This is a genomic window from Cellulosimicrobium sp. CUA-896 (assembly GCF_001942335.1).
Lineage (GTDB): Bacteria > Actinomycetota > Actinomycetes > Actinomycetales > Cellulomonadaceae > Cellulosimicrobium.
In genome coordinates this window covers 13553-31888 of sequence record NZ_MKKH01000024.1, presented here as the reverse complement: position 1 = coordinate 31888, position 18336 = coordinate 13553, and the positions used below count along the sequence as shown (strand labels likewise).

The following is an 18336-nucleotide window of genomic DNA, read 5'->3' as shown; positions in this document are numbered from 1 at the left end:
GGCACGCACCCACCAGGTGGTGACCCGGGGCCCAGGCGAACGACCCGTCGTCTGCACAGCTCGTCGCTCCCCGGTGGTTCTCCACCCTCCCGCGGCCTGCCGAAGCAGCTCCGGGACGCGCCAGTCGCGACGCGTCGATGCTACCCCACGGCCGCGCCGCGGCGGCGCCGTGTGACGACCGGGTGAACGCCGGGCCGCCCCCGGGGGCGCGAGGTTTCCGCGACGTTGCCGGTCTGTGCAGGTTCTGGCCCGACGTGCGGATTTCCGCCGCGACGGGCCCAGGAGGCCTGGTCGGGCCTCACCCGCTCGTCTACATTCGAGGCACGTCACGGCCCTCCGTCCGGGTCCCGCGCGAGCGGGGCAGGGACGGGGAGGGGGAGGTCGCGACCGGCACGTGGAGGTGCTGAGCACGCATCTCGCGACGCCACCGACGCCGCCGCTCCGGAGCACGCCGGGCGTCCCCCTCGCGGGTCCGCACGACGCGCTCGTCGTTGGTCGGGACGGCGAAGGGTTCGGGGCATGGGAAGCAGCAGGTTGATGACGGTCCGGGTGCTCGCGGTCGTCGCGGTGGCGTTCGGTCTGGTCTACATCACGTGGCGCTGGACGGGCACGGTCGCGTGGGAGGCGTGGTGGATCGCCGTCCCGCTGGTCCTCGCGGAGACGTACAGCCTCGGGGAGACCGTCCTCTACGCGCTGACGACGTGGAACGCGAGACGTCGTCCCCCGGCGCCGCCGGCGCCCGAGGGGCTCACCGTCGACGTCTTCGTCACCACGTACAACGAGCCTCTCGAGCTCGTCCTGCGGACCGCGGTCGCGGCCCGCGACATGACCTATCCGCACGAGACGTGGATCCTCGACGACGGCGCCCGCCCGGAGCTCGAGCGCGCGGCCGCACGGGTCGGCGTCGGGTACATCACCCGAGGGCCCGAGTGGGAGGGCCGGCCGCGCCACGCGAAGGCCGGCAACGTCAACAACGCGCTCTTCCGCACGACGGGCGAGCTCGTCGCGATCCTCGACGCCGACCAGGTCCCGGAGCCGCGGTTCCTCGACCGGGTGCTCGGCTACTTCACGGACGAGGAGGTCGCGTTCGTCCAGACGCCGCAGCACTTCTGGAACGTGACGCGCCAGGACCCGCTGGGCAGCAACGCGGAGCTGTTCTACGGCCCGATCCAGCAGGGCAAGGACGGTTGGGGGGCCGCGTTCTTCTGCGGCTCCAACGCCGTGCTGCGCCGCGAGGCGCTCATGGCCCTCGGCCTCACGCGCTTCACGCGCACGGCGAACGGCCGGATGCGCAAGGCGCTGCGCGCGGGCCGCTCGCGCGTGCAGGACCTGCTCGGCGAGCTCGCCGTCCGCGAGCCGGCGGCGATGCCCGTCGCCGAGGAGGCGCTGGCCGCGATCCGGCGGGCGGAGGACGGGTTCCGGCACGGGGAGGTGCTCTCCGAGATCACCTACGCGCTCCGTGCGGACTTCTCGCGCGCCGTCGTGGCGCACCCCGACCTGCCCGACGACGTCGTGCCCGAGCTGGACGCCGTCCTCGAGGCGGTCGACGTCGCCCGGACCGACCAGGCGCTGACCATCCACCCTCTCGACACGTCGAGCATCACCGAGGACATGGCGACCGCCATGCACCTGCACGCGATGGGGTGGACGAGCGTGTACCACCACGAGGTCCTCGTGCGCGGCCTCGCGCCGGAGGACGTGGGCACGATGCTCTCCCAGCGCCTGCGCTGGCGTCCGGCTCGATGCAGGTGTTCTTCAGCGACAACCCCCTCACCGTCAGCGGCCTCACCCTCGCCCAGCGGCTCATGTACCTGGCCACGATGACGAGCTACCTCAGCGGGTTCGCCGCCCTCGCCTACCTCGCCGCGCCGATCCTCTTCCTCACCGCCGGCGTCTTCCCGCTGCACGCCGACCCCGCCCTGTTCTTCCTCCACTTCGTCCCGTTCTTCGCGGCCTGCCAGCTGCTGTTCCAGGTCTCCGGGCACGGGGCGCGCGGGCTGTGGCGCGGGCAGCAGATGTCGTTCGCCCTGTTCCCGACGTGGATCGCGGCGACGCTCTCGGGCGCCGCCGCCGTGTTCCTGCGCCGGCACCTCACCTTCTCCGTCACGTCCAAGACCAAGCAGTCCACCGGCGGCGGGTTCCGCCACGTGCGGGTCCAGCTCCTCACCGGGGCGCTCCTGCTCGTCGCGGCGGCCGTCGGGGTCCAGCGCGCCCTCGCGGGCGACGCGTCCGACGCCGCGACCCTGCTCTCGCTCGTCTGGGTCGGTGTCGACCTGGCCCTCCTCGGCGTCGTCGTCGGCGCCGCCCGCTACCAGGGGCCCGGCGACGCCGTCGTCGACCCCCACCCCGCGCCGCCCGAGGTCGCCGCCGCCCTGTCCACGGGTCCGGCGGCGGGCTCGGCGGCGGACAGCAACGACGCTGCCACCGTCCGCGTCCTCGAGAACTAGTCCCAGGAGCTCACCGTGGCCATGATCGTCAGCACCCCCTCGTCCTCTGCCGTCGCGCCGTCGGTCGCGCACCCGCGCACCGTCGACCTCTCCGTCCTCGGCCCTCTCGCGCCCGCGCGGTGCTCGCGCTGCGCGCTCAGGTCGCCGGGGCCGTCGTCGACGGCCCCGTCCTCGTCCTCCTCGACGTCTCCGCGGTCGACCGCGTCACGCCCTCCGGGGTGGCCGGCGTCCTCGACCTCGGACGCGTCGCCCGCGCCGCGGGCGGCGACCTGCGCCTGCACGGGCTGTCCCGCGCCGTCGCGCACGCGCACGCCGCGCTGCGACTCGACGTGGTCACCCGCGTCTACGGCGAGCGCGCCGCCGCCCTCGCGACGGCGGGGACCCCGTGATCCGGGCGCCCCCCGCAGCCGCCGCCCGGCGACGGGCCCGTCTTCGTCCTGCACCCCCGGCGCACACAGCGCCGCCGGATCGGGCTCGTGGCCCCGCTGGTCGTGATGGCGCTCGGGGTGAGCGCGTGGGGTACGGCTTCACGCGCGTCACCCCGTCGATGCCGGGCGCTCGCGCGCGGCGTGCATGGCGGACGCGACGCGGTCGTGCCCGAGCAGGGTGCGCTCCTCGGGGTCAACCTCGACTGGGAGGCCGAGACGCTGGCCGAGCACCGGGACGACCTCGCGCACGCGCCCGCCGTCGCCGTCCAGTTCTCCGACGTCCCGTACGACGACGCGACCTGGGAGCACACGGTCGGTGCCGCGGGCCAGGTCGAGGAGAACGGCGGCGTCCTGCTGCTCACGCTCGAGCCGCACGGCGGACTCGACACGATGAGCGACGAGGTGGTCGACCGGCTCGCCGAGGACCTGCGGGCCCTCAACGCCGACGGCGTGCCCGTCGTCCTGCGCTTCGCCCACGAGATGAACGGCTCCTGGTACGCGTGGGGCCAGCAGCCCCAGAAGTACGTCGAGACGTTCCGCCGCGTCGCCGCCGCGGTCCACGAGCGCGCCCCGGGCACCTCCATGATGTGGGCGCCGAACTACGGGGGCGGGTACCCGTTCACGGGCGGGCAGTTCGCCGCGCTGCCGGGGACGCCCGACCACGCCGCGCTCGACACCGACGGCGACGGCGCGGTGACGATGGCCGACGACACCTACCTCCCGTACTTCCCCGGGGACGACGCGGTGGACTGGGTGGGCATCTCGCTCTACCACTGGGGCAACCAGCGCCCGTGGGGCGACAACGACGTGACCGAGGACGGGAAGTTCCTCGCGATGCTGACGGGCACGTACGTCGGCACCGCGGGGGACGACGCCGCGATCCCGGACTTCTACCAGGTCTACGGCGTCGAGCACGGGCACCCCGTCGCCATCCCCGAGACGTCGGCGATCTACACCCCGTCGCGGGACGGCGCCGACGAGCTCGCCGTCAAGCGGGCGTGGTGGCGGCAGGTGTTCTCCGAGCGCACCCACGAGGAGTACCCGCAGCTGAAGATGATCAACTGGTTCGAGTGGGCGAAGTTCGAGATCGAGATCGACGACGACGTCGACTGGCGGGCCGCGGGCTCGCCCGAGGTGCGCGACGCGTTCCTCGCGGACCTGCCCCCCTGGCTGCGGTACGCGGAGGACGTCGACGTGTGCGGGGACGGCTGATCAGCCGAGCCACCACTTCTGGTTGGCGGTCCCCGCACAGGTCCAGGTCTGGAGCGGGGCACCGTCGGCCGTGGAGCGGTCCCGCACGTCGACGCACCGGTCGGCCGGGACGCTGACGAGGTCGCCGGCGGACGCCAGCACGAACTGCTGCGTCGGGACGCCCGAGCACGGCGCGAGCTGCACCGTCGCGCCGTCCTCGCGCGACCCGCCGGCGACGTCCATGCACATCCCGAGCGTGCGGACCGTCCCGTCGGCGTCGAACGTCCACCGCTGGCCGGGCCCGTCGTCGCACGTCTCGAGCACGAGCGCGGTGCCGTCGACGGCGACGCCGCCGGGCACGCCGATGCACTTGCCCGCGTGACCCTGGATCGGTCGGGCCGCGGGGACCGCCGCCTCCTCCGGCGCGGACGTCCGGTCACCGCCGCTCTCGCCGCCGCTCTCCCCGCCGCTCTCGCCGCCGCCTCCGCCGTCCCCCTCGCCCGCGTGGACGCGGACCCAGTCGACGAGCATCCGCTGCGGGAGCTGCGTCGAGGCGTCCGGCGGCCCGGGCCACGTACCGCCCACGGCGACGTTGAGGACGAGGAAGAACGGGGCGTCGTCGAACACCCACCGGCCGCGCTCGGCGTCGTCGGGCGTCACGCGTGCGTACGTCTCTCCGTCGACCGACCAGGTGATCTCCCCCGGACGCCAGTCGACGGAGTACACGTGGAAGTCGTCCGCGAACGCGCGCCCGTCGGGGAGGACGGACGCGGCGGTCACCGAGTCCGCCCCCGAGCGGCCCGGCATGTGCAGGCTGCCCCACACCGTCCCCGGCTCCTTGCCGACGTTCTCCATGACGTCGATCTCGCCGCTCGAGGGCCACGGGTCGGTGGTGTGGACGCCGCGGCCGAGCATCCAGAACGCCGGCCACACGCCCTGCCCGCGCGGGATCTTGATGCGCGCGGCGAACGTGCCGTACCGCTGCTCGAAGAGCCCGGCCGTCAGCAGGCGCGCCGACGTGTACTCGCACGGTCCGTAGTGGCACGAACGGGCACCCGGGTTCTCACGCCGCGCCGTGATGACGAGGTGGCCCTCGCCGTCGTGCGCCGCGTTGCGCGTGCTGTCCGTGTAGTACTGCAGCTCGCCGTTGCCCCAGCCGTCGCCGCCGAGGTCGTACCGCCACCGGCCCGGGTCGGGAGGGGTGCCGGCAGGACCGTCGAACTCGTCCGCCCACGTCGGGGGGTCGTCCGAGGAGGTGGTGCTCGCGCCCAGCACCGCCGCGAGCGCCCCGGTGAGGGCCACCGTGGCGATCAGCGCGACGAGGAGTCGCGTCCGCATGCTCCATCGTCGGGAGCGCCCGGGTCACGGCACAAGCCCTCGGGCGTTACGCCGACGTGAACTCTGCGGCGCCCGGAGGTCAGTCGCGGTCGACGAGCGCGTCGCGTCGGGTGCCGGGTCGGCGAGGTTGCGCGCCTCGGCCTCGCCGAGGATGCGCCGCAGGTACGTGTACGTGAGGTCGCCCGCCGCCTTGTCGTACTGCTCCTCGTAGCCGTGCCGGGTGTACAGCGCGAGGTTCTGCTTCGAGTCCTTGCCCGTGAAGACCCAGATCTCCGACGTCTGCTCGGGCAGGTACGGCAGCACCTCGAAGAGCATCTGGGTGCCGATGCCCCGGCCCTGCATGTCGGGGGCGACGGCGAGGCGGCCGAGCGTCGCCTTCGTCCCCTCGATCTCCACCCGCACGGACCCGACGAGGCGCGGGCCGAGCCACGCCCCGATCGTGACGACGCCCGCGCGCGCGAGGTCGTCCCGGAGCTCGTGGAGGGTCTGCGTCAGCGGCGGGATGTTCGGGTCGCCGTACAGCTGGGCCTCCGTGACGAACGCGGCCCGCCGCAGGGTCAGGAGCTCGCCGGCCTCGGCGTCCGTGACGAGGCGGGTGGTGATCTGCGCGTCGTTCATGGCTCCATCGTCGCAGAGAAGCGCGCACCGCACGGTGCGTGCCCGGGGTGATGTCCGCGGACAGGACGCCGGGCCGTGCCCCGCCGCCGCGCGGCTACCCTCGGAGGGTGCCCACGTCAGTGCCTCCCACCTCGCCGGACGCCCCCCTCGGCGGCGCGCCGGAGCCCTCCGCCGGTCCCCAGCAGCACTGGGTCCTGACCCTCTCGTGCCCGGACGGTCCGGGCATCGTGCACGCCGTGGCCGGGGCGCTCGCCGGGCTCGGCGGCAACATCACCGAGTCGCAGCAGTTCGGCGACCCGCTCTCGGGGCTGTTCTTCATGCGCGTCCAGGTGGAGGCGGCCGCGTCCCGCGACGAGATCGTCGGCGCCCTCGCGCCGGTCGCGGCCCGCTTCTCGATGAGCTGGGACCTCGACGTCGTCGGGCGGCGCGTGCGCACGCTCCTCATGGTGTCCAGGGCTCCGCACTGCCTCGTCGACCTGCTGTACCGCGAGCGGTCCCAGGCGATGCCGATCGACGTCGTGGGCGTCGTCGGGAACCACACCGACCTCGCCGACATCGCGGAGTTCTACGGCAAGCCGTTCCACCACGTCCCGGTCGCGCGGGACACGAAGCCGGCCGCCGAGGCGCGGCTGCGCGAGCTCGTCGCCGAGCTCGACGTCGAGCTCGTCGTCCTCGCGCGCTACATGCAGATCCTGTCCGACGACCTCTGCCGGGAGATGCCCGGGCGGATCATCAACATCCACCACTCGTTCCTGCCGAGCTTCAAGGGAGCACGCCCCTACGCGCAGGCGCACGACCGGGGCGTGAAGCTCATCGGCGCGACGTCGCACTACGTCACCGGCGACCTCGACGAGGGCCCGATCATCGAGCAGGACGTCGAGCGCGTCGACCACTCGCGCCGCGTCGAGGACCTCGTCGCGATCGGCGAGGACGTCGAGCGTCAGACGCTCGCCCGCGCGGTCCGGTGGCACGCCGAGCACCGCGTGCTGCTCGACGGCCACCGCACCGTCGTCTTCCGCTGAGCGACGCCGTCACCAGGGCCGCGGCTGACCGATCCGGTAGGGCGTCGCGTTGACGAAGGCGTTCGCGAGGAGGATGTTGCCGTGGCTGCGGGCCGTCTGGGTCACCACGGACGGCACCTGCGGACGGGCGAGCTCGGCGAGGTCCGCGAAGAACTCGGCCTCCACCTGGTACGGCGAGTGGAACCGGACCGCGCCCGGCGTGGTCGAGTACCCGTGGAGGTGCCCGAACTCGTAGGCGCCGACGCCGTGGAAGTAGAACTTGTCGCCCTGCGACCACGTGCTCGCGCCGCCGGTCGGGTGCGAGCTGTCGAACCCGTGCTTGCGCTGCCACAGGTGCCACCCCTCGTGCACCATCACCCCGGCCCGGTGGCTCGCGAAGTTCGAGATCGAGCCCGGGGCGAAGAGCGGGCAGAACATGTCGATGCGGTTGGAGGACGCGCTCGCCTCGGGCTGCGTCCGCACGAGACGGCGCTTGTAGTTGTGGCCGTGGAAGCGGTTGTCCTGGCCCGAGACGACCGACTCGTAGTCCTCGAGCGAGTGCCACTGGAGGTTGTGGTTGTCGCTCAGCGCGTACCCGATGAGGAACAGCGCGTTGAGCGTCTTGCCGTACGGCCTGCTCTTGTCGTTGGGGTCACCGGCCCCCCACGGGTCCCACGAGTCGTTGGTGATCTGGAAGTACCACCTCGCCCACGCGTTGAACGCGTCGTAGCTCACCCCCATCGTCCCGATGAGCCCGTGGACGACGATCTCCTCGAGGTTCCGGTTGTCCTGGCACATCACGCGCTCCCTTCGGCGGGTGTCCCGGTCCCCCGGTGCCGCGGCTGCGGCTCGTCGCCGTGCCGGGGGTCGTCCGCCCGCTCCGACGGGTGGCGGTCGTAGAACTCCTGCACCGACCGGGCGAGCTCGTCGGGGTCGGTGTCGCGGGTGAAGCGCGGTACGCCGACGAGCACGACGTCCTCGGAGCGGACGACCGCGCGCAGGCGGTCCGCCTCCTCGGCGGAGTCACCGTGGTTGTACAGGTGCGCGTCGATCGCCGCGGCGCGGACCGCGGGGCTGGGGTGCTCGAGCGCGACCCGCACCGTGAGACGGTCGGCCTCCTCCGTCGCGAGGTACGACAGCATCTCGACGGCACGCGCCTGGATCATCCGGGTCGGGTCGACCTCGAAGGAGCAGCCCGGCGTGCTGCCCGGCCGTTCGTCGACGAGGGGCTCGAACCACACGAGGTCCGCCAGGCCCTGGGCCGAGCGCGGGTCCCGCAGCTCACCGACGGTGGACAGCAGGACGAGGTGCCGGGAGACGTCGGTGACCGGGAGCCGCCACAGCTCCCGGTGCAGGAGGTCGACGAGCTCGTCACGCTGCGACGCCGCTGCCGAGGCGATCGCCCGCCGGACGGCGTCGACCTCCCCGACGGGGACCGACGCGGCCCAGACGAGGAAGTCGTCGATCGTCTCCGGGCCGAGCCGCGGCGGCGGCAGGTCGGGGCGGTCGACGACGTGGACAGGGGGCTTGGCCGGGCTCGTGGCGTCCGGCGCGTTCTCGGTGGTCATGCTCGGCTCCGTGCAGGGGTCCGACGGCGGGGCCGGCGGCACCGGGTCGATGGGCCGGCCGGTGCGGGCCTCGACCCGCGTCGGCGTCCGGTCGTCGACGACCGGAGGCGCTACCTGGAGAGAGACGGACGTCGTGGCCCCGTGACGCGGCGACGGCCGCCCTCCGGGAGGAGGACGGCCGTCGCGCGCGCGTCGGTACCGGTGACCTCAGGAGCAGGTCAGCTCCTCGTAGGGCGCGGTGAACGTCGAGGTGACCTCCTCGCCGTCGACCCGTGCCGTCGCCGTCACCGTGGCCTCGCCCGCCGCGACCGACCGCGCCCGCGTCGTGAACGACTGGTACGCGTTCTTCCCGGGCTGCACCGTCCCGGCGGCACGCGAGCCGAACGGCGTCTCCAGGCGCACGTGGACCGGGAGCGGGCCCTCGTTCGTCGCACGCACGGCGACGTAGGCCTTGCCCGCGAGGCAGCGAGCCTGCGCCTCGACCGTGACGGGGAGCTCGTCGTCCGCCGGCGGGCCGACGGCGATCTCGAGCACGTGGGTCGCGACGTCGTACGTGAAGGTGACCGTCTCGCCGTCGCCGACGGAGAACTGGTAGTTCGCCCCGCCGGGCGCGCCGCCGACGCCGTAGTTCTCGGCCCAGCCCAGGCCGTGCGCGACCTTCGTCTCGTAGGCGCCCGCGGCGAGGTCGTCCGTCGACCACGTGAAGATGCCGTCGCCGTCGGGGTCCTTGAGCCACGTCGCGAGGCAGTCGGGCGCCACGTGCCCGGGCAGCCGACCTGGTCCTGGTACGAGCCGGGGAGCGTGACGAGGGGTCCCTGCGCCGTGCTCGAGAAGTCCTTGCTCACCGGGTCCCAGTAGAAGGTGACGGGTCCGCCGTCGGTCGTGTAGGTGGCGTTCCCGCCGTCCGGCACGCCGCCGACGCCGTAGTTGACGGTCCACGAGCCGTTGATCGCGACCTTGTACTCGTACGTGCCGGCCGGGACGTCGAACGTGCCCGCGTACACCCCGTCGGGGCGCTGGGTCAGCTTCGCGGCCTCGCAGCCGGGGGCCCAGTCGCCCGCGCAGCCCATCGCCGCGTTGTGGCTGCCGGGCACGGTGACGAGGTCGATCTCGGGCTCGGGCTCCTCGCTGACCGTGCCGGTGACGTCGACCCCGACGCTCGCGAACGTCGAGGCGGCGGCCCGGTCGCCGTCGGCGTCGGTCGTCACGGCGCGGTACTCGACGAGCGTCCCCTCGGGCAGGCCGGTCACGTCGTGGAAGACACGCGGCGTCGTGTCCTCGGCGGTGCCGAGGTGGTGCCACGCCGACGCCCCGGCAGCACCCACGGTGCGCCACGCGAACGACGTCTCCGCCCACGCGTCGGCATCGACCGTCGCCGCGACGGGCGCGACGCCGGTCACGCCCGCGCCCGCCGCCGGGACGGTCACGGCGATCTCGCCGGTCGAGTTCGCGCCGACCTCGCGGTCGGCCACGAGCACGAGGGCGGACGTCGCCGGGACGGTGAGCGTCACCGTGCCCTCGGCGTCGGCGGTGGCGGGCTCGGCGTCCCCGTGCAGGACGGCGTACGAGGCGCCGGGCGTGAGGGTCGTGAACGTCGCCTCGCGCGCCTCGCCGGCGTTGTTCAGCGCGACCAGGTGCTCCACCTTCTCCTCGCGGTCGACGCGGCTGAACGCGTACACGCCCGCCCCGTTCTCGACGTGGCGCTCCACCTGCGCACCGGTCGCGAGCGCGGGGTGCGCGTCGCGCAGCGCCGCGAGCGACGCGATGTGCGCGTAGAGCGGCGCGTCGGTGTCGTAGCGGTCGACGCTGCCCGCCGTCTCGCCGGTGACGAGCGGCTGGTCGGCGTACTCGGCGACCTGGGTCGCGAACAGCGTCTGGCGCGCGTCCTTGTCGCCGCCCGTGCCGGCGAAGCCCTGCTCGTCGCCGTAGTACACGACGGGCTGGCCGCGCGTGAGGTACATGAGCTCGTGCGCGAGCTCGTCGCGCGCGAGCGGGTCGTCGGTGCTCGCGAGCATGTAGCCGACGCGTCCCATGTCGTGGTTGCCGAGGAAGGTCGGGAGCGCGCTCGCCGACGTGTCGGGCGTCGTGTACATGTCGTCGCTCGCGAACAGCGCCGCGAGGCCCTTCGCGCTGTTGCCGCTCGCGTAGCTCGTCGCGGCCGACTGGAACGTGAAGTCGAGCGTCGAGCTCATGTCGGTGCGGCGCACGTACGGCGAGAGCTTCGCGGCGTCGGCGTCGTACACCTCGCCGAACATGAAGAAGTCGTCCTTGCCCTGCGCGTGCGCGTAGTCGAGGACCTCGGTGGTCCAGCGCTCCCAGAACTCGAAGTTCACGTGCTTGACCGTGTCGATGCGGAACCCGTCGATGCCCAGGTCCACCCAGTCCTGGTAGACGTCGACGAACCCGTCGACGACCGTGGGGTGCTCGGTCATGAGGTCGTCGAGGCCGTCGAAGTCGCCGTAGGTGACCGACTCGCCCGTCCACGTCGAGTTGCCCCGGTTGTGGTAGAGCGTCGGGTCGTTGAGCCACCCGGGGACCTTGAGGTCCTCCTTGCCCGCCGGGACGACGGGCGTGTACGGGAACGACGTCGCGGGGTCGAGCTCCGGGAAGTCGTCGGTGCCCGCGTAGGTGGCCGGGTCGAAGACGTTCCCGGCCGCGTCCCGGTACGGCGACGTCGCCTGGTCGACGTAGGAGTACTGCTTCTCCTCGTAGTCGACGACGTCGGCCGTGTGGTTCGTGATGATGTCGAAGTAGACCTTGATCCCGCGCTCGTGCGCCTCGTCGATGAGTGCCTCGAGCTCGGCGTTGGTGCCCAGGTGCGGGTCGATCTGCGTGAAGTCGGTGATCCAGTAGCCGTGGTACCCGGCGGACACGTCGGCGCCGGTGCCCTGGACGGGCTGGTTCTTGAACGACGGCGTCAGCCAGATCGCGGTCGTGCCGAGACCCTCGACGTAGTCGAGCCTCTCGCGCAGGCCTGCGATGTCGCCGCCGGAGTAGAAGCCCTTGTTCGTCGGGTCGAACCCGGACACGAGCGGGTCGTCGCCGAGGCCGGCGGTGTCGTTCGACGGGTCGCCGTTCGCGAACCGGTCGGTCATGACGAAGTAGAACCGCTCGTCGGACCCCGGCTGGCGCACGGGCGGGACGACGAGCGCGGCGTCCTGCGCGTCGTCGTACTCGCCGGCGAGGCCGAGGGGCGTGAGCGCGATGCGATGCGTCGCGTCGTCGAAGGTCACGCGCACGCGCGTGTCCCCGCCGAGCACGAGGGGTGCGTTCTCGGCCCCGCCGTCGCGGCCGTAGGCCTCGTCCCAGGCGTCGTCCATCGCGACCTTGTACTGCCACGTGCCGGCGGGGACGTCGAACTCCGCCGACCAGACGCCGGCCGTCTCCGTCGGGGCGAGCTCGGTCGCGGCGCAGGCGGGGTCCCAGTCGGCGGCGCAGCGAGCTCGGACTGGAGGTCGCCCACGAGGGCGGCGGTGCGGTCGCGCCCGTCGCGGGCGCGGCCAGTGCGGCGACCGTGAGGCCGGCGAGCGTGGTGCTCGCGACCGCGAGCGCGGTGACCGACGCGGTCGCCCGCGCAGCGCGCGAGCGCGGGGCGGGGGCCGGCGAGGCGGTGGGTGACGCGGTCGGCGACGGCGGACGCCGTCGCGGCGTGGAGATCATGCGGACTCCCTCGTCCAGGGGTGGGAACTGAGGCCGCCGGCACGTGCGCGGCGACGCGTCCACCATCGGGCGACGTCGACCGTGACCTTCTCCGTGAGCGGCTGTTCGCGACTGTACTGCTTGCTGAAGTTGCAACAAGAGGCGTGCGCCTCCGAGGGAGCACATGCCGAGAGCGTGCCGGACGCAGCGAGGTGACCTGCCACGACGACGAGTGGAGACTTCAGGCGGTCAAGGGAACGGCGGAAGCCGCAGGCTGAGCGGAGGGTGGGGCAGGTTGCGGCGGGTCGTGGCGGGTCTGGCGGGAGCCGCGAGGGACGAGCGGCGGATGGTAGACCCGCCGCGACCTGCCCCTCCCTCCGCGGAGGCGACGACCGCACCGCCGGTGGGCCACTCCCGGTGCGGAGGCAAGACCGCAGCGCGACGCGACCGAAGACGGCCCTCAGCCCGCGAGGTGCCTCCACCGCGCCGACAGCTCCCGCCACGGCCCGACCTCGGCGACCACCCCGTCGTCGAGCACGACGACGCGGTCGGCCCGGGCGAGCGCGGCGCGCTTGGAGGTCGAGCCGATGACGGTGGTCCCCCGCTCGCGCAGGGAGGTCCACAGCTCGATCTCGGTCGCGGCGTCGAGCGCGCTGGAGACGTCGTCGGCGAGGAGGAGCTCGGCGTCGGTCGCGAGGGCGCGGGCGAGCGCGAGCCGCTGCACCTGCCCGCCCGAGAGTCGCACGCCGCGGTGGCCGACGAGGGCTTCGTGCCCGCCGGCCTCGACGACGTCGCGCTCGAGGCGCGCGGCGGCGACCGGGCCGTCGAGCTCGCGGTCGTGGCCGAGGCGCACGTTGTCTGCGAAGGTCCCGGAGAGCACGCGCGGCACCTGGGCGACGTACGACACCTGCCCGGGGCGCAGGAACGCCTGCGCGTCGACGACGTCGGTGCCGTTCCACCGGATGGTGCCGGTGTGCTCCATGAGCCCGGCGAGCGCGGCGAGCAGGCTGGACTTGCCGGAGCCCACCTGGCCGAGGAGCAGCACGAGCTCGCCCCGCCGTACGGACAGGTCGACGCCCTGGACGCCGATCGTGCCGTCGTCGTGCACGGCGGTGACGCCGGCGAGGTCGAGCCGCTCCAGCGGCTGCCGCGCGACGGGCGACGGGACGGGAGCGGCACCGGCGACGAGGTCGACGCCGCCGGGCACGTCCATGAGGTCGGTGCCGGCGGCGAACCGGCTCGTCGCGCGCTGCCACGAGCGCGTCCCGGGGGCCTCGGTGACGACGGCGCCGGCGACGACGCCGAACCACCCGAAGCCGTTGACGGCGTTGGCGACGAGCAGCGCGGTGGCGAGGTCCCAGGTCCCGGTGAGCAGGCCGGCCCAGGCGGCGACGACGCCGAGCTGGATCATGACGAGCGGCACGCCGTCGAGCGCGGCCTGCACGCGGTGCTCGAAGATGGCGGCGCGCACGCGGCCGGCGTCGACGTCGTGCAGGTGCGCGTGCACCTGGGGGGTGCGGGCGGCGAGCTTGACGGTGCGCGCGGCGTCGAGCGCGGAGACGAGGGCGCGGCCGAACCGGGCCCGCGCCGCGGACGAGCGCGTCGCCGAGCGCCCGGCGATCGGTCGCCCCAGGGCGGACGCGGCGGCGGAGACGACCATGACGGCGAGCAGGACGGCGCCCGCGAGCCACGAGCCGCTGAGGAGGGCGGTGACCCCGGCGATCACGAGGCCGTTGACGAGGTCGACCCACCGGTCGGCGTACCGGACGAAGCGGTCGGCGTCCATGGCGCGGGCCACGACCTCGCCCGGCGGGGTGGCGGGGAGGCGCTGCTGGCGCGTCTGGCCCGCCATGACGGCCATTCGCACGCGCAGGAGGACCTCGACCCACCACCGCGGGTACACGTACAGCGCCCGCGCGAGGCACAGCGGCGCGACGACGAGGAGGGCGGCGAGCGGGACGAGCACCGCGGCGGGGAAGCCGCCGTCGACGTCCTCGACGGCACGGCCCCAGAGGAACCCGGTGACGGCGCCCTGCGCGGAGAACAGGCTCGCCACGAGGAACAGGCCGGCGCCCACGACCCCCCAGGCGGGCCGCACGACGAGCGCGTGCAGGACGCCGCGGGCGAGGCTCGGTCCGTCCCCGTGGTCGGGCAGCGTGGGCGGGGTGCCGCGGCGCCGGCGACCGCCGACGGTGGCGGCCGCCTCCTCCTCGGGCGCGGACGGGGCGTCGTCGCGGGACGGCGTCGGCACCGCGGCGTCGTCGAGGGCGCCGTCGTGCGCGGCGCTCGCCTCGACGAGGCTCCGGTACGGTCCCGGCTCCTCGGCCAGCGCGGCCCGCGGGCCGTGCTGGGCGACCCGTCCGCGCTCGAGGACGGCGACGAGCCCGGCGCGCTCGATCGTGGTCAGGCGGTGGGCGACGAGGACGCCGGTGCGCCCGGCGAGCAGACGCTCCGCGGCGGCGACGACGCGCGACTCCGTGAGCGGGTCCATCCGGGCGGTGGCCTCGTCGAGCACCACGACCTGGACGTCGCGCACGAGCAGGCGCGCGAAGGCGACGAGCTGTTCCTCGCCCGCGGACAGTGTCGTGCCGCCCGGGCCGAGGAGGGTGTCGAGGCCGTCCGGCAGGCCGGCGACCCAGCCGTCGAGCCGCAGCTCGCGCACGGCCGCCTCGACGTCCGCGCGCGGCACGTCCGCGAACAGCGCGACGTTCTCGGCGAGCGTGCCCGCGAGGATCTCCGTCCGCTGGGTCACGACGCCGACGGCCCCCCGCAGCGCCTGGAGGTCGAGGTCGCGCACGTCGACCCCGCCGAGGAGGACCTGCCCGGGCTCGGGCTCGACCGCGCGGGACAGGAGCGAGGCGAGCGTGGACTTGCCGGAGCCGGTGCGTCCGACGAGGGCGAGCGTCTCCCCCGCCGGCATCGCGCAGGCTCACGCCGTCGAGCGCGAACGTGCCCTCGGCGTAGGCGAAGCGCACGTCGCGCAGCTCGATCCCGACCGGGCCGTCGGGCACGGCCCGGCCACCGGCCGGCTCGGGCGCCACGGCGAGCAGCTGCCGGATGCGCGTGATCGCGCCCAGGCCCTCCTGGATGTCGGGGAGGTGGTGGACGAGGTTGTCCGTCTGGCCGACGAACAGCGCCGTGACGAGGAACAGGGTCACGAGCCGGTCGACGGGGAGGTCGCCGTCGGCGGCGAGCGCGGCACCGGCCAGCGCGACGCCCGCGAGGAGCGACGCGAGCACCAGTCCGGCACGCCGCAGCATGCGCGACTCGACCGTGACGACCGCGGCGAACCGCCGGTGCACCTCGCGGAGCGCCGCGCCAGGCGGCTGACGGCGAACTCCTGCCCGAGGCTCGTGCGCAGGTCGTCGCGCGCGGCCACGGCCTCCTCGAACGCCGCGGCGTGGTCCGTCCACGCGACCTCCTCGACGACCTTGCGCCGCGCGATCTCGCCCAGCATCGGGCGCACGAGGAACCACGCGACCAGCCCGAGGACGGGGAACAGCGCCCACGCGGGCCACCACGTCAGCCCGGCCACGACCCACATCGGGACCACGCCGACGAGCGTGCGGCCGGCGCCCCAGAGCTGCCGCCGCACGAGCGTGCCGACGGCGTGCGTGTCGTCGTCGACGCGGTCGAGGACCTCCCCGACCGCCTGCTCGGTGAGGGTGTCCAGCGGCTGGTGCAGCGCCGCGGTGAGCAGGTCCCCGCGGAGCCGGCCCTCGGCGCGGTCCACGACGCCTGCCCACACGACCTGCCCGACCGTGTCGAGCAGCGCCGCCCCGACGACGAGCGCCGCGAGCAGCTGCAGCGTCGCGACGGTGGGGTCCTCCGCGAGCCACCCGGCGACGACCGTCCCGAGGGCCGTGCCGACCGCACCGACGGTCAGCGCCAGCAGGGCGACCACGGACAGGGGACCGCGCAGGCGGCGCAGGTCGAGCCGGCGCGCCGGGTCGTCGTCCGGCCGCGCCGGAGCCCCCGCCGTCCGGGTGTGCGGGGCGGCGGGGTCCTGGGTGCCGGTGGGGGCGTCGATCATGGCGGGTCGACCCTAGGCCGGGAACGGCGGGTTCCCGTACCGATTTTCGCTGCGGCACCTGCCGCGCGGCGCGGCTGCGGCCGGGCTCCGGTTCAGGCGGCTCCGGTGATGGCGGCGAGGATCGCCTCGTGGGAGGCCGTGGCCTCGAACGAGCCGTTGTTGCGCCCGTGCCGCAGCACCTCGATGCGGTCGGAGACGGCGCGCACGTCGGTCATGTTGTGGCTGATGAGGATCACGCCCAGCCCCATGTCGCGCAGTCGCTGGACGTGGGTGAGCACCTCGGCGGTCTGCGCGACCGACAGCGCGGCCGTCGGCTCGTCGAGGACGACGACACGCGGCTCGCCGACGAGCGTGCGCGCGATGGCGACCGCCTGCCGCTGGCCGCCCGACAGCGTGCGCAGCGGCGTGCGGACCGACGGCACGCGCACCGTGAGCGTCTGCAGGATCTGACGCGTCACGCGCTCCATCTCGAGGTCGCGCAGGAAGCCCTGCCGCGTGCGCAGCTCGCGCCCGAGGAAGATGTTCTGGGTGACGTCGAGGTTCTCCGAGAGCGCGAGGTCCTGGAACACGGTCGCGACGCCCAGCCGGTTCGCCGCCGCCGGCGACCCGATCGTCACGGGTTCGCCGTCGATCTCGACGAGGCCGGCGTCGGGGGTCAGCACGCCCGCGACGATCTTGGCGACCGTCGACTTCCCGGCGCCGTTGTCGCCGACGAGCGCGACGACCTCACCGGCCCGGACCTCGAGGTCGACGCCGACGAGCGCCTCCACCGCGCCGAACCGCTTGACGACCTGGCGCAGCGCGAGGAGCGGGGTCCGGTCGCGGCTCATGAGGTCCTTCCACCCGCGGAGGCCTCGTGCTCCGCACGAGGACGGTCGACCGGAACGATACCGGCCGACGGGAGCAGGTCCGTCGACTGCAGCGCGAGGACGATCGCGCCGACGAGCTCCGCGCGGGGGCCCAGCGCGGCGGGCACGACGTCGAGGGGGTGCGGCACGTCGAGCAGCGCCCGTCGACGCAGCGCCTCGCGCAGGGGGGCGAGGAGCACATCGCCCGTCTCGGCGAGCTCGCCGCCCACGACGACGCGCTGCGGCGCCACCGAGGTCGCGAGGTCGGCGACCACGCGCCCCACGACGGCGCCGGCGTCCGCGACCACGCGCGCGCACCCCGGGTCCCCCGCGACGGCACGCGTGACGACGTCGCGCAGGGTCAGGGTCCCGTGGCTCGTGCGCAGCGGCTCGAGGAACGCCGGGCCGCCGACGACCGTGTCGAGGCACCCGCGGCTGCCGCAGCGGCAGATCGCGCCGCCGGGGTCGACGAGCACGTGGCCGATCTCGCCGGCCGTCCCGGCCACGCCGTGCAGGACGCGCCCGCCGAGGACGATGCCCGCGCCGGTGCCGTGCGAGACACGGACGTACAGCGCGTCGTAGCAGTCCTTCGCCGCGCCGACCGCGCTCTCCGCGAGGGCCCCGAGGTTCGCGTCGTTGTCGGCGAACACGGGCCGCGCGATGCGCTTCTCCAGCACCTGCGCGACGGCCACGCCGTCCCAGCCGTGCAGCACGCCGGGTGCGGTGACCGTGCCGGACTCGGGGTCGACGGGTGCGGGCACCGCCACCCCCACCCCGACGACCTCGTCGAGCTCGCGGCCGATCCGCTCCGTCAGCTCGACGACGAGCAGCGCCACGCGGTCCAGCGTCGTGTCGGCGCGGTGCTCCGACGGCAGCGGCAGCACCTGCTCGGCGAGGACGTCGTGCGACGCGTCCGCGAGCGCGACGCGCAGCCGGCGGTGGCCGATCTCCACGCCGGCCGCGAGCCCGAGCCGGTGGGTGAGCGTGACGAGCTGAGCTCGTCGGCCCGACCGCGTCGTGCTGCGGACCGCGACCAGCTCCGTCGCGACGAGCTCCTTGACGATCGTCGACACCGTGGCGGCGGACAGGCCCGTGGCCCCGGTGAGCTCGACCTGCGTCAGACCGCCGTGGCGCTTGACCGCGTCGAGCACCGCCGCGCGGTTGGCCTCCCGCAGGGAGGACTGCGACCCGGACATGGCACGCCGTCCTCTCACGCGGGGAGTCT

11 protein-coding genes, 2 pseudogenes and 1 riboswitch are annotated in these 18336 nt (G+C 74.3%); of the genes and pseudogenes, 4 read left to right on the top strand and 9 right to left on the bottom strand.

What is annotated here, in order from left to right; genetic code table 11:
* Positions 1-22 precede the first annotated feature (22 nt).
* Positions 23-138: riboswitch (ZMP/ZTP riboswitch) on the bottom strand.
* A 399-nt stretch (positions 139-537) separates the two neighbouring features.
* The 3 genes and pseudogenes from BJF88_RS09480 (at position 538) to BJF88_RS09470 (ending at position 4087) form a co-directional block, all read left to right on the top strand.
* Positions 538-2447, top strand: a pseudogene (locus BJF88_RS09480) (glycosyltransferase).
* A gap of 119 nt (positions 2448-2566) precedes the next feature.
* Positions 2567-2836 (top strand): STAS domain-containing protein, encoded by a 270-nt coding sequence (locus BJF88_RS09475; protein ID WP_075828611.1) that lies wholly within the window; start codon positions 2567-2569, stop codon positions 2834-2836.
* 204 nt (positions 2837-3040) lie between these two features.
* The gene (locus tag BJF88_RS09470; protein ID WP_255371917.1) at positions 3041-4087 is read left to right on the top strand and encodes a glycoside hydrolase family 26 protein; all 1047 of its coding nucleotides are present in this window, start codon (positions 3041-3043) and stop codon (positions 4085-4087) included.
* On the opposite strand, the gene BJF88_RS09465 is transcribed toward BJF88_RS09470, so the two are convergent.
* Together BJF88_RS09465 and BJF88_RS09460 are read right to left on the bottom strand one after the other, a co-directional pair.
* Positions 4088-5404, bottom strand: coding sequence for a family 16 glycosylhydrolase (locus BJF88_RS09465; RefSeq protein ID WP_075828609.1), 1317 nt, complete (start codon positions 5402-5404; stop codon positions 4088-4090).
* A gap of 24 nt (positions 5405-5428) precedes the next feature.
* On the bottom strand, positions 5429-6022 hold the full coding sequence (locus BJF88_RS09460) for a GNAT family N-acetyltransferase (RefSeq protein ID WP_083649016.1): 594 nt from the start codon (positions 6020-6022) through the stop codon (positions 5429-5431).
* Positions 6023-6129: 107 nt separating this feature from the next.
* Here BJF88_RS09460 and purU point away from each other — a divergent pair, with 107 nt between their 5' ends.
* Positions 6130-7044, top strand: a complete 915-nt coding sequence (gene purU / locus BJF88_RS09455) for a formyltetrahydrofolate deformylase (RefSeq protein ID WP_255371916.1) — start codon at positions 6130-6132, stop codon at positions 7042-7044.
* Positions 7045-7053: 9 nt separating this feature from the next.
* Here purU and BJF88_RS09450 read toward each other — a convergent pair whose 3' ends face one another.
* From BJF88_RS09450 to BJF88_RS09425, 7 genes and pseudogenes are all read right to left on the bottom strand, one after another.
* Positions 7054-7821, bottom strand: a complete 768-nt coding sequence (locus tag BJF88_RS09450; RefSeq protein WP_075828608.1) for a hypothetical protein — start codon at positions 7819-7821, stop codon at positions 7054-7056.
* The gene (locus tag BJF88_RS09445; protein ID WP_075828607.1) at positions 7821-8591 is read right to left on the bottom strand and encodes a HEAT repeat domain-containing protein; all 771 of its coding nucleotides are present in this window, start codon (positions 8589-8591) and stop codon (positions 7821-7823) included. Before BJF88_RS09445 ends, BJF88_RS09450 begins: the two co-directional genes overlap by 1 nt.
* A 507-nt stretch (positions 8592-9098) precedes the next feature.
* Positions 9099-12251, bottom strand: a pseudogene (locus BJF88_RS09440) (alpha-amylase family glycosyl hydrolase); the annotation flags it as partial.
* Between the two features lie 439 nt (positions 12252-12690).
* Entirely contained in the window at positions 12691-15150 is a 2460-nt protein-coding gene (locus BJF88_RS09435) for an ATP-binding cassette domain-containing protein (RefSeq protein ID WP_369824547.1), read from the bottom strand.
* Between the two features lie 234 nt (positions 15151-15384).
* Positions 15385-16263 carry a hypothetical protein gene (locus BJF88_RS23440; RefSeq protein WP_369824546.1) on the bottom strand — a complete coding sequence of 293 codons (879 nt, stop codon included), beginning with the start codon at positions 16261-16263 and terminating at the stop codon, positions 15385-15387.
* A gap of 92 nt (positions 16264-16355) precedes the next feature.
* A complete protein-coding gene (locus BJF88_RS09430) occupies positions 16356-17093 on the bottom strand; it encodes an ATP-binding cassette domain-containing protein (protein ID WP_075828606.1) in 738 nt (245 codons plus the stop codon).
* Positions 17090-18307, bottom strand: coding sequence for an ROK family transcriptional regulator (locus BJF88_RS09425; RefSeq protein ID WP_075828605.1), 1218 nt, complete (start codon positions 18305-18307; stop codon positions 17090-17092). The genes BJF88_RS09430 and BJF88_RS09425 overlap by 4 nt, the downstream gene beginning before the upstream one ends.
* Positions 18308-18336 lie beyond the last annotated feature (29 nt).

What these genes read in the sequence shown, in the direction of transcription:
- BJF88_RS09425 (WP_075828605.1), bottom strand. Translation starts at nt 18,307, where the DNA reads ATGTCCGGGTCGCAGTCCTCCCTGCGGGAGGCCAACCGCGCGGCGGTG.
- BJF88_RS09445 (WP_075828607.1), bottom strand. Translation starts at nt 8,591, where the DNA reads ATGACCACCGAGAACGCGCCGGACGCCACGAGCCCGGCCAAGCCCCCT.
- BJF88_RS09430 (WP_075828606.1), bottom strand. Translation starts at nt 17,093, where the DNA reads ATGAGCCGCGACCGGACCCCGCTCCTCGCGCTGCGCCAGGTCGTCAAG.
- BJF88_RS23440 (WP_369824546.1), bottom strand. Translation starts at nt 16,263, where the DNA reads ATGATCGACGCCCCCACCGGCACCCAGGACCCCGCCGCCCCGCACACC.
- BJF88_RS09435 (WP_369824547.1), bottom strand. Translation starts at nt 15,150, where the DNA reads ATGCCGGCGGGGGAGACGCTCGCCCTCGTCGGACGCACCGGCTCCGGC.
- BJF88_RS09450 (WP_075828608.1), bottom strand. Translation starts at nt 7,821, where the DNA reads ATGTGCCAGGACAACCGGAACCTCGAGGAGATCGTCGTCCACGGGCTC.
- BJF88_RS09460 (WP_083649016.1), bottom strand. Translation starts at nt 6,022, where the DNA reads ATGAACGACGCGCAGATCACCACCCGCCTCGTCACGGACGCCGAGGCC.
- BJF88_RS09465 (WP_075828609.1), bottom strand. Translation starts at nt 5,404, where the DNA reads ATGCGGACGCGACTCCTCGTCGCGCTGATCGCCACGGTGGCCCTCACC.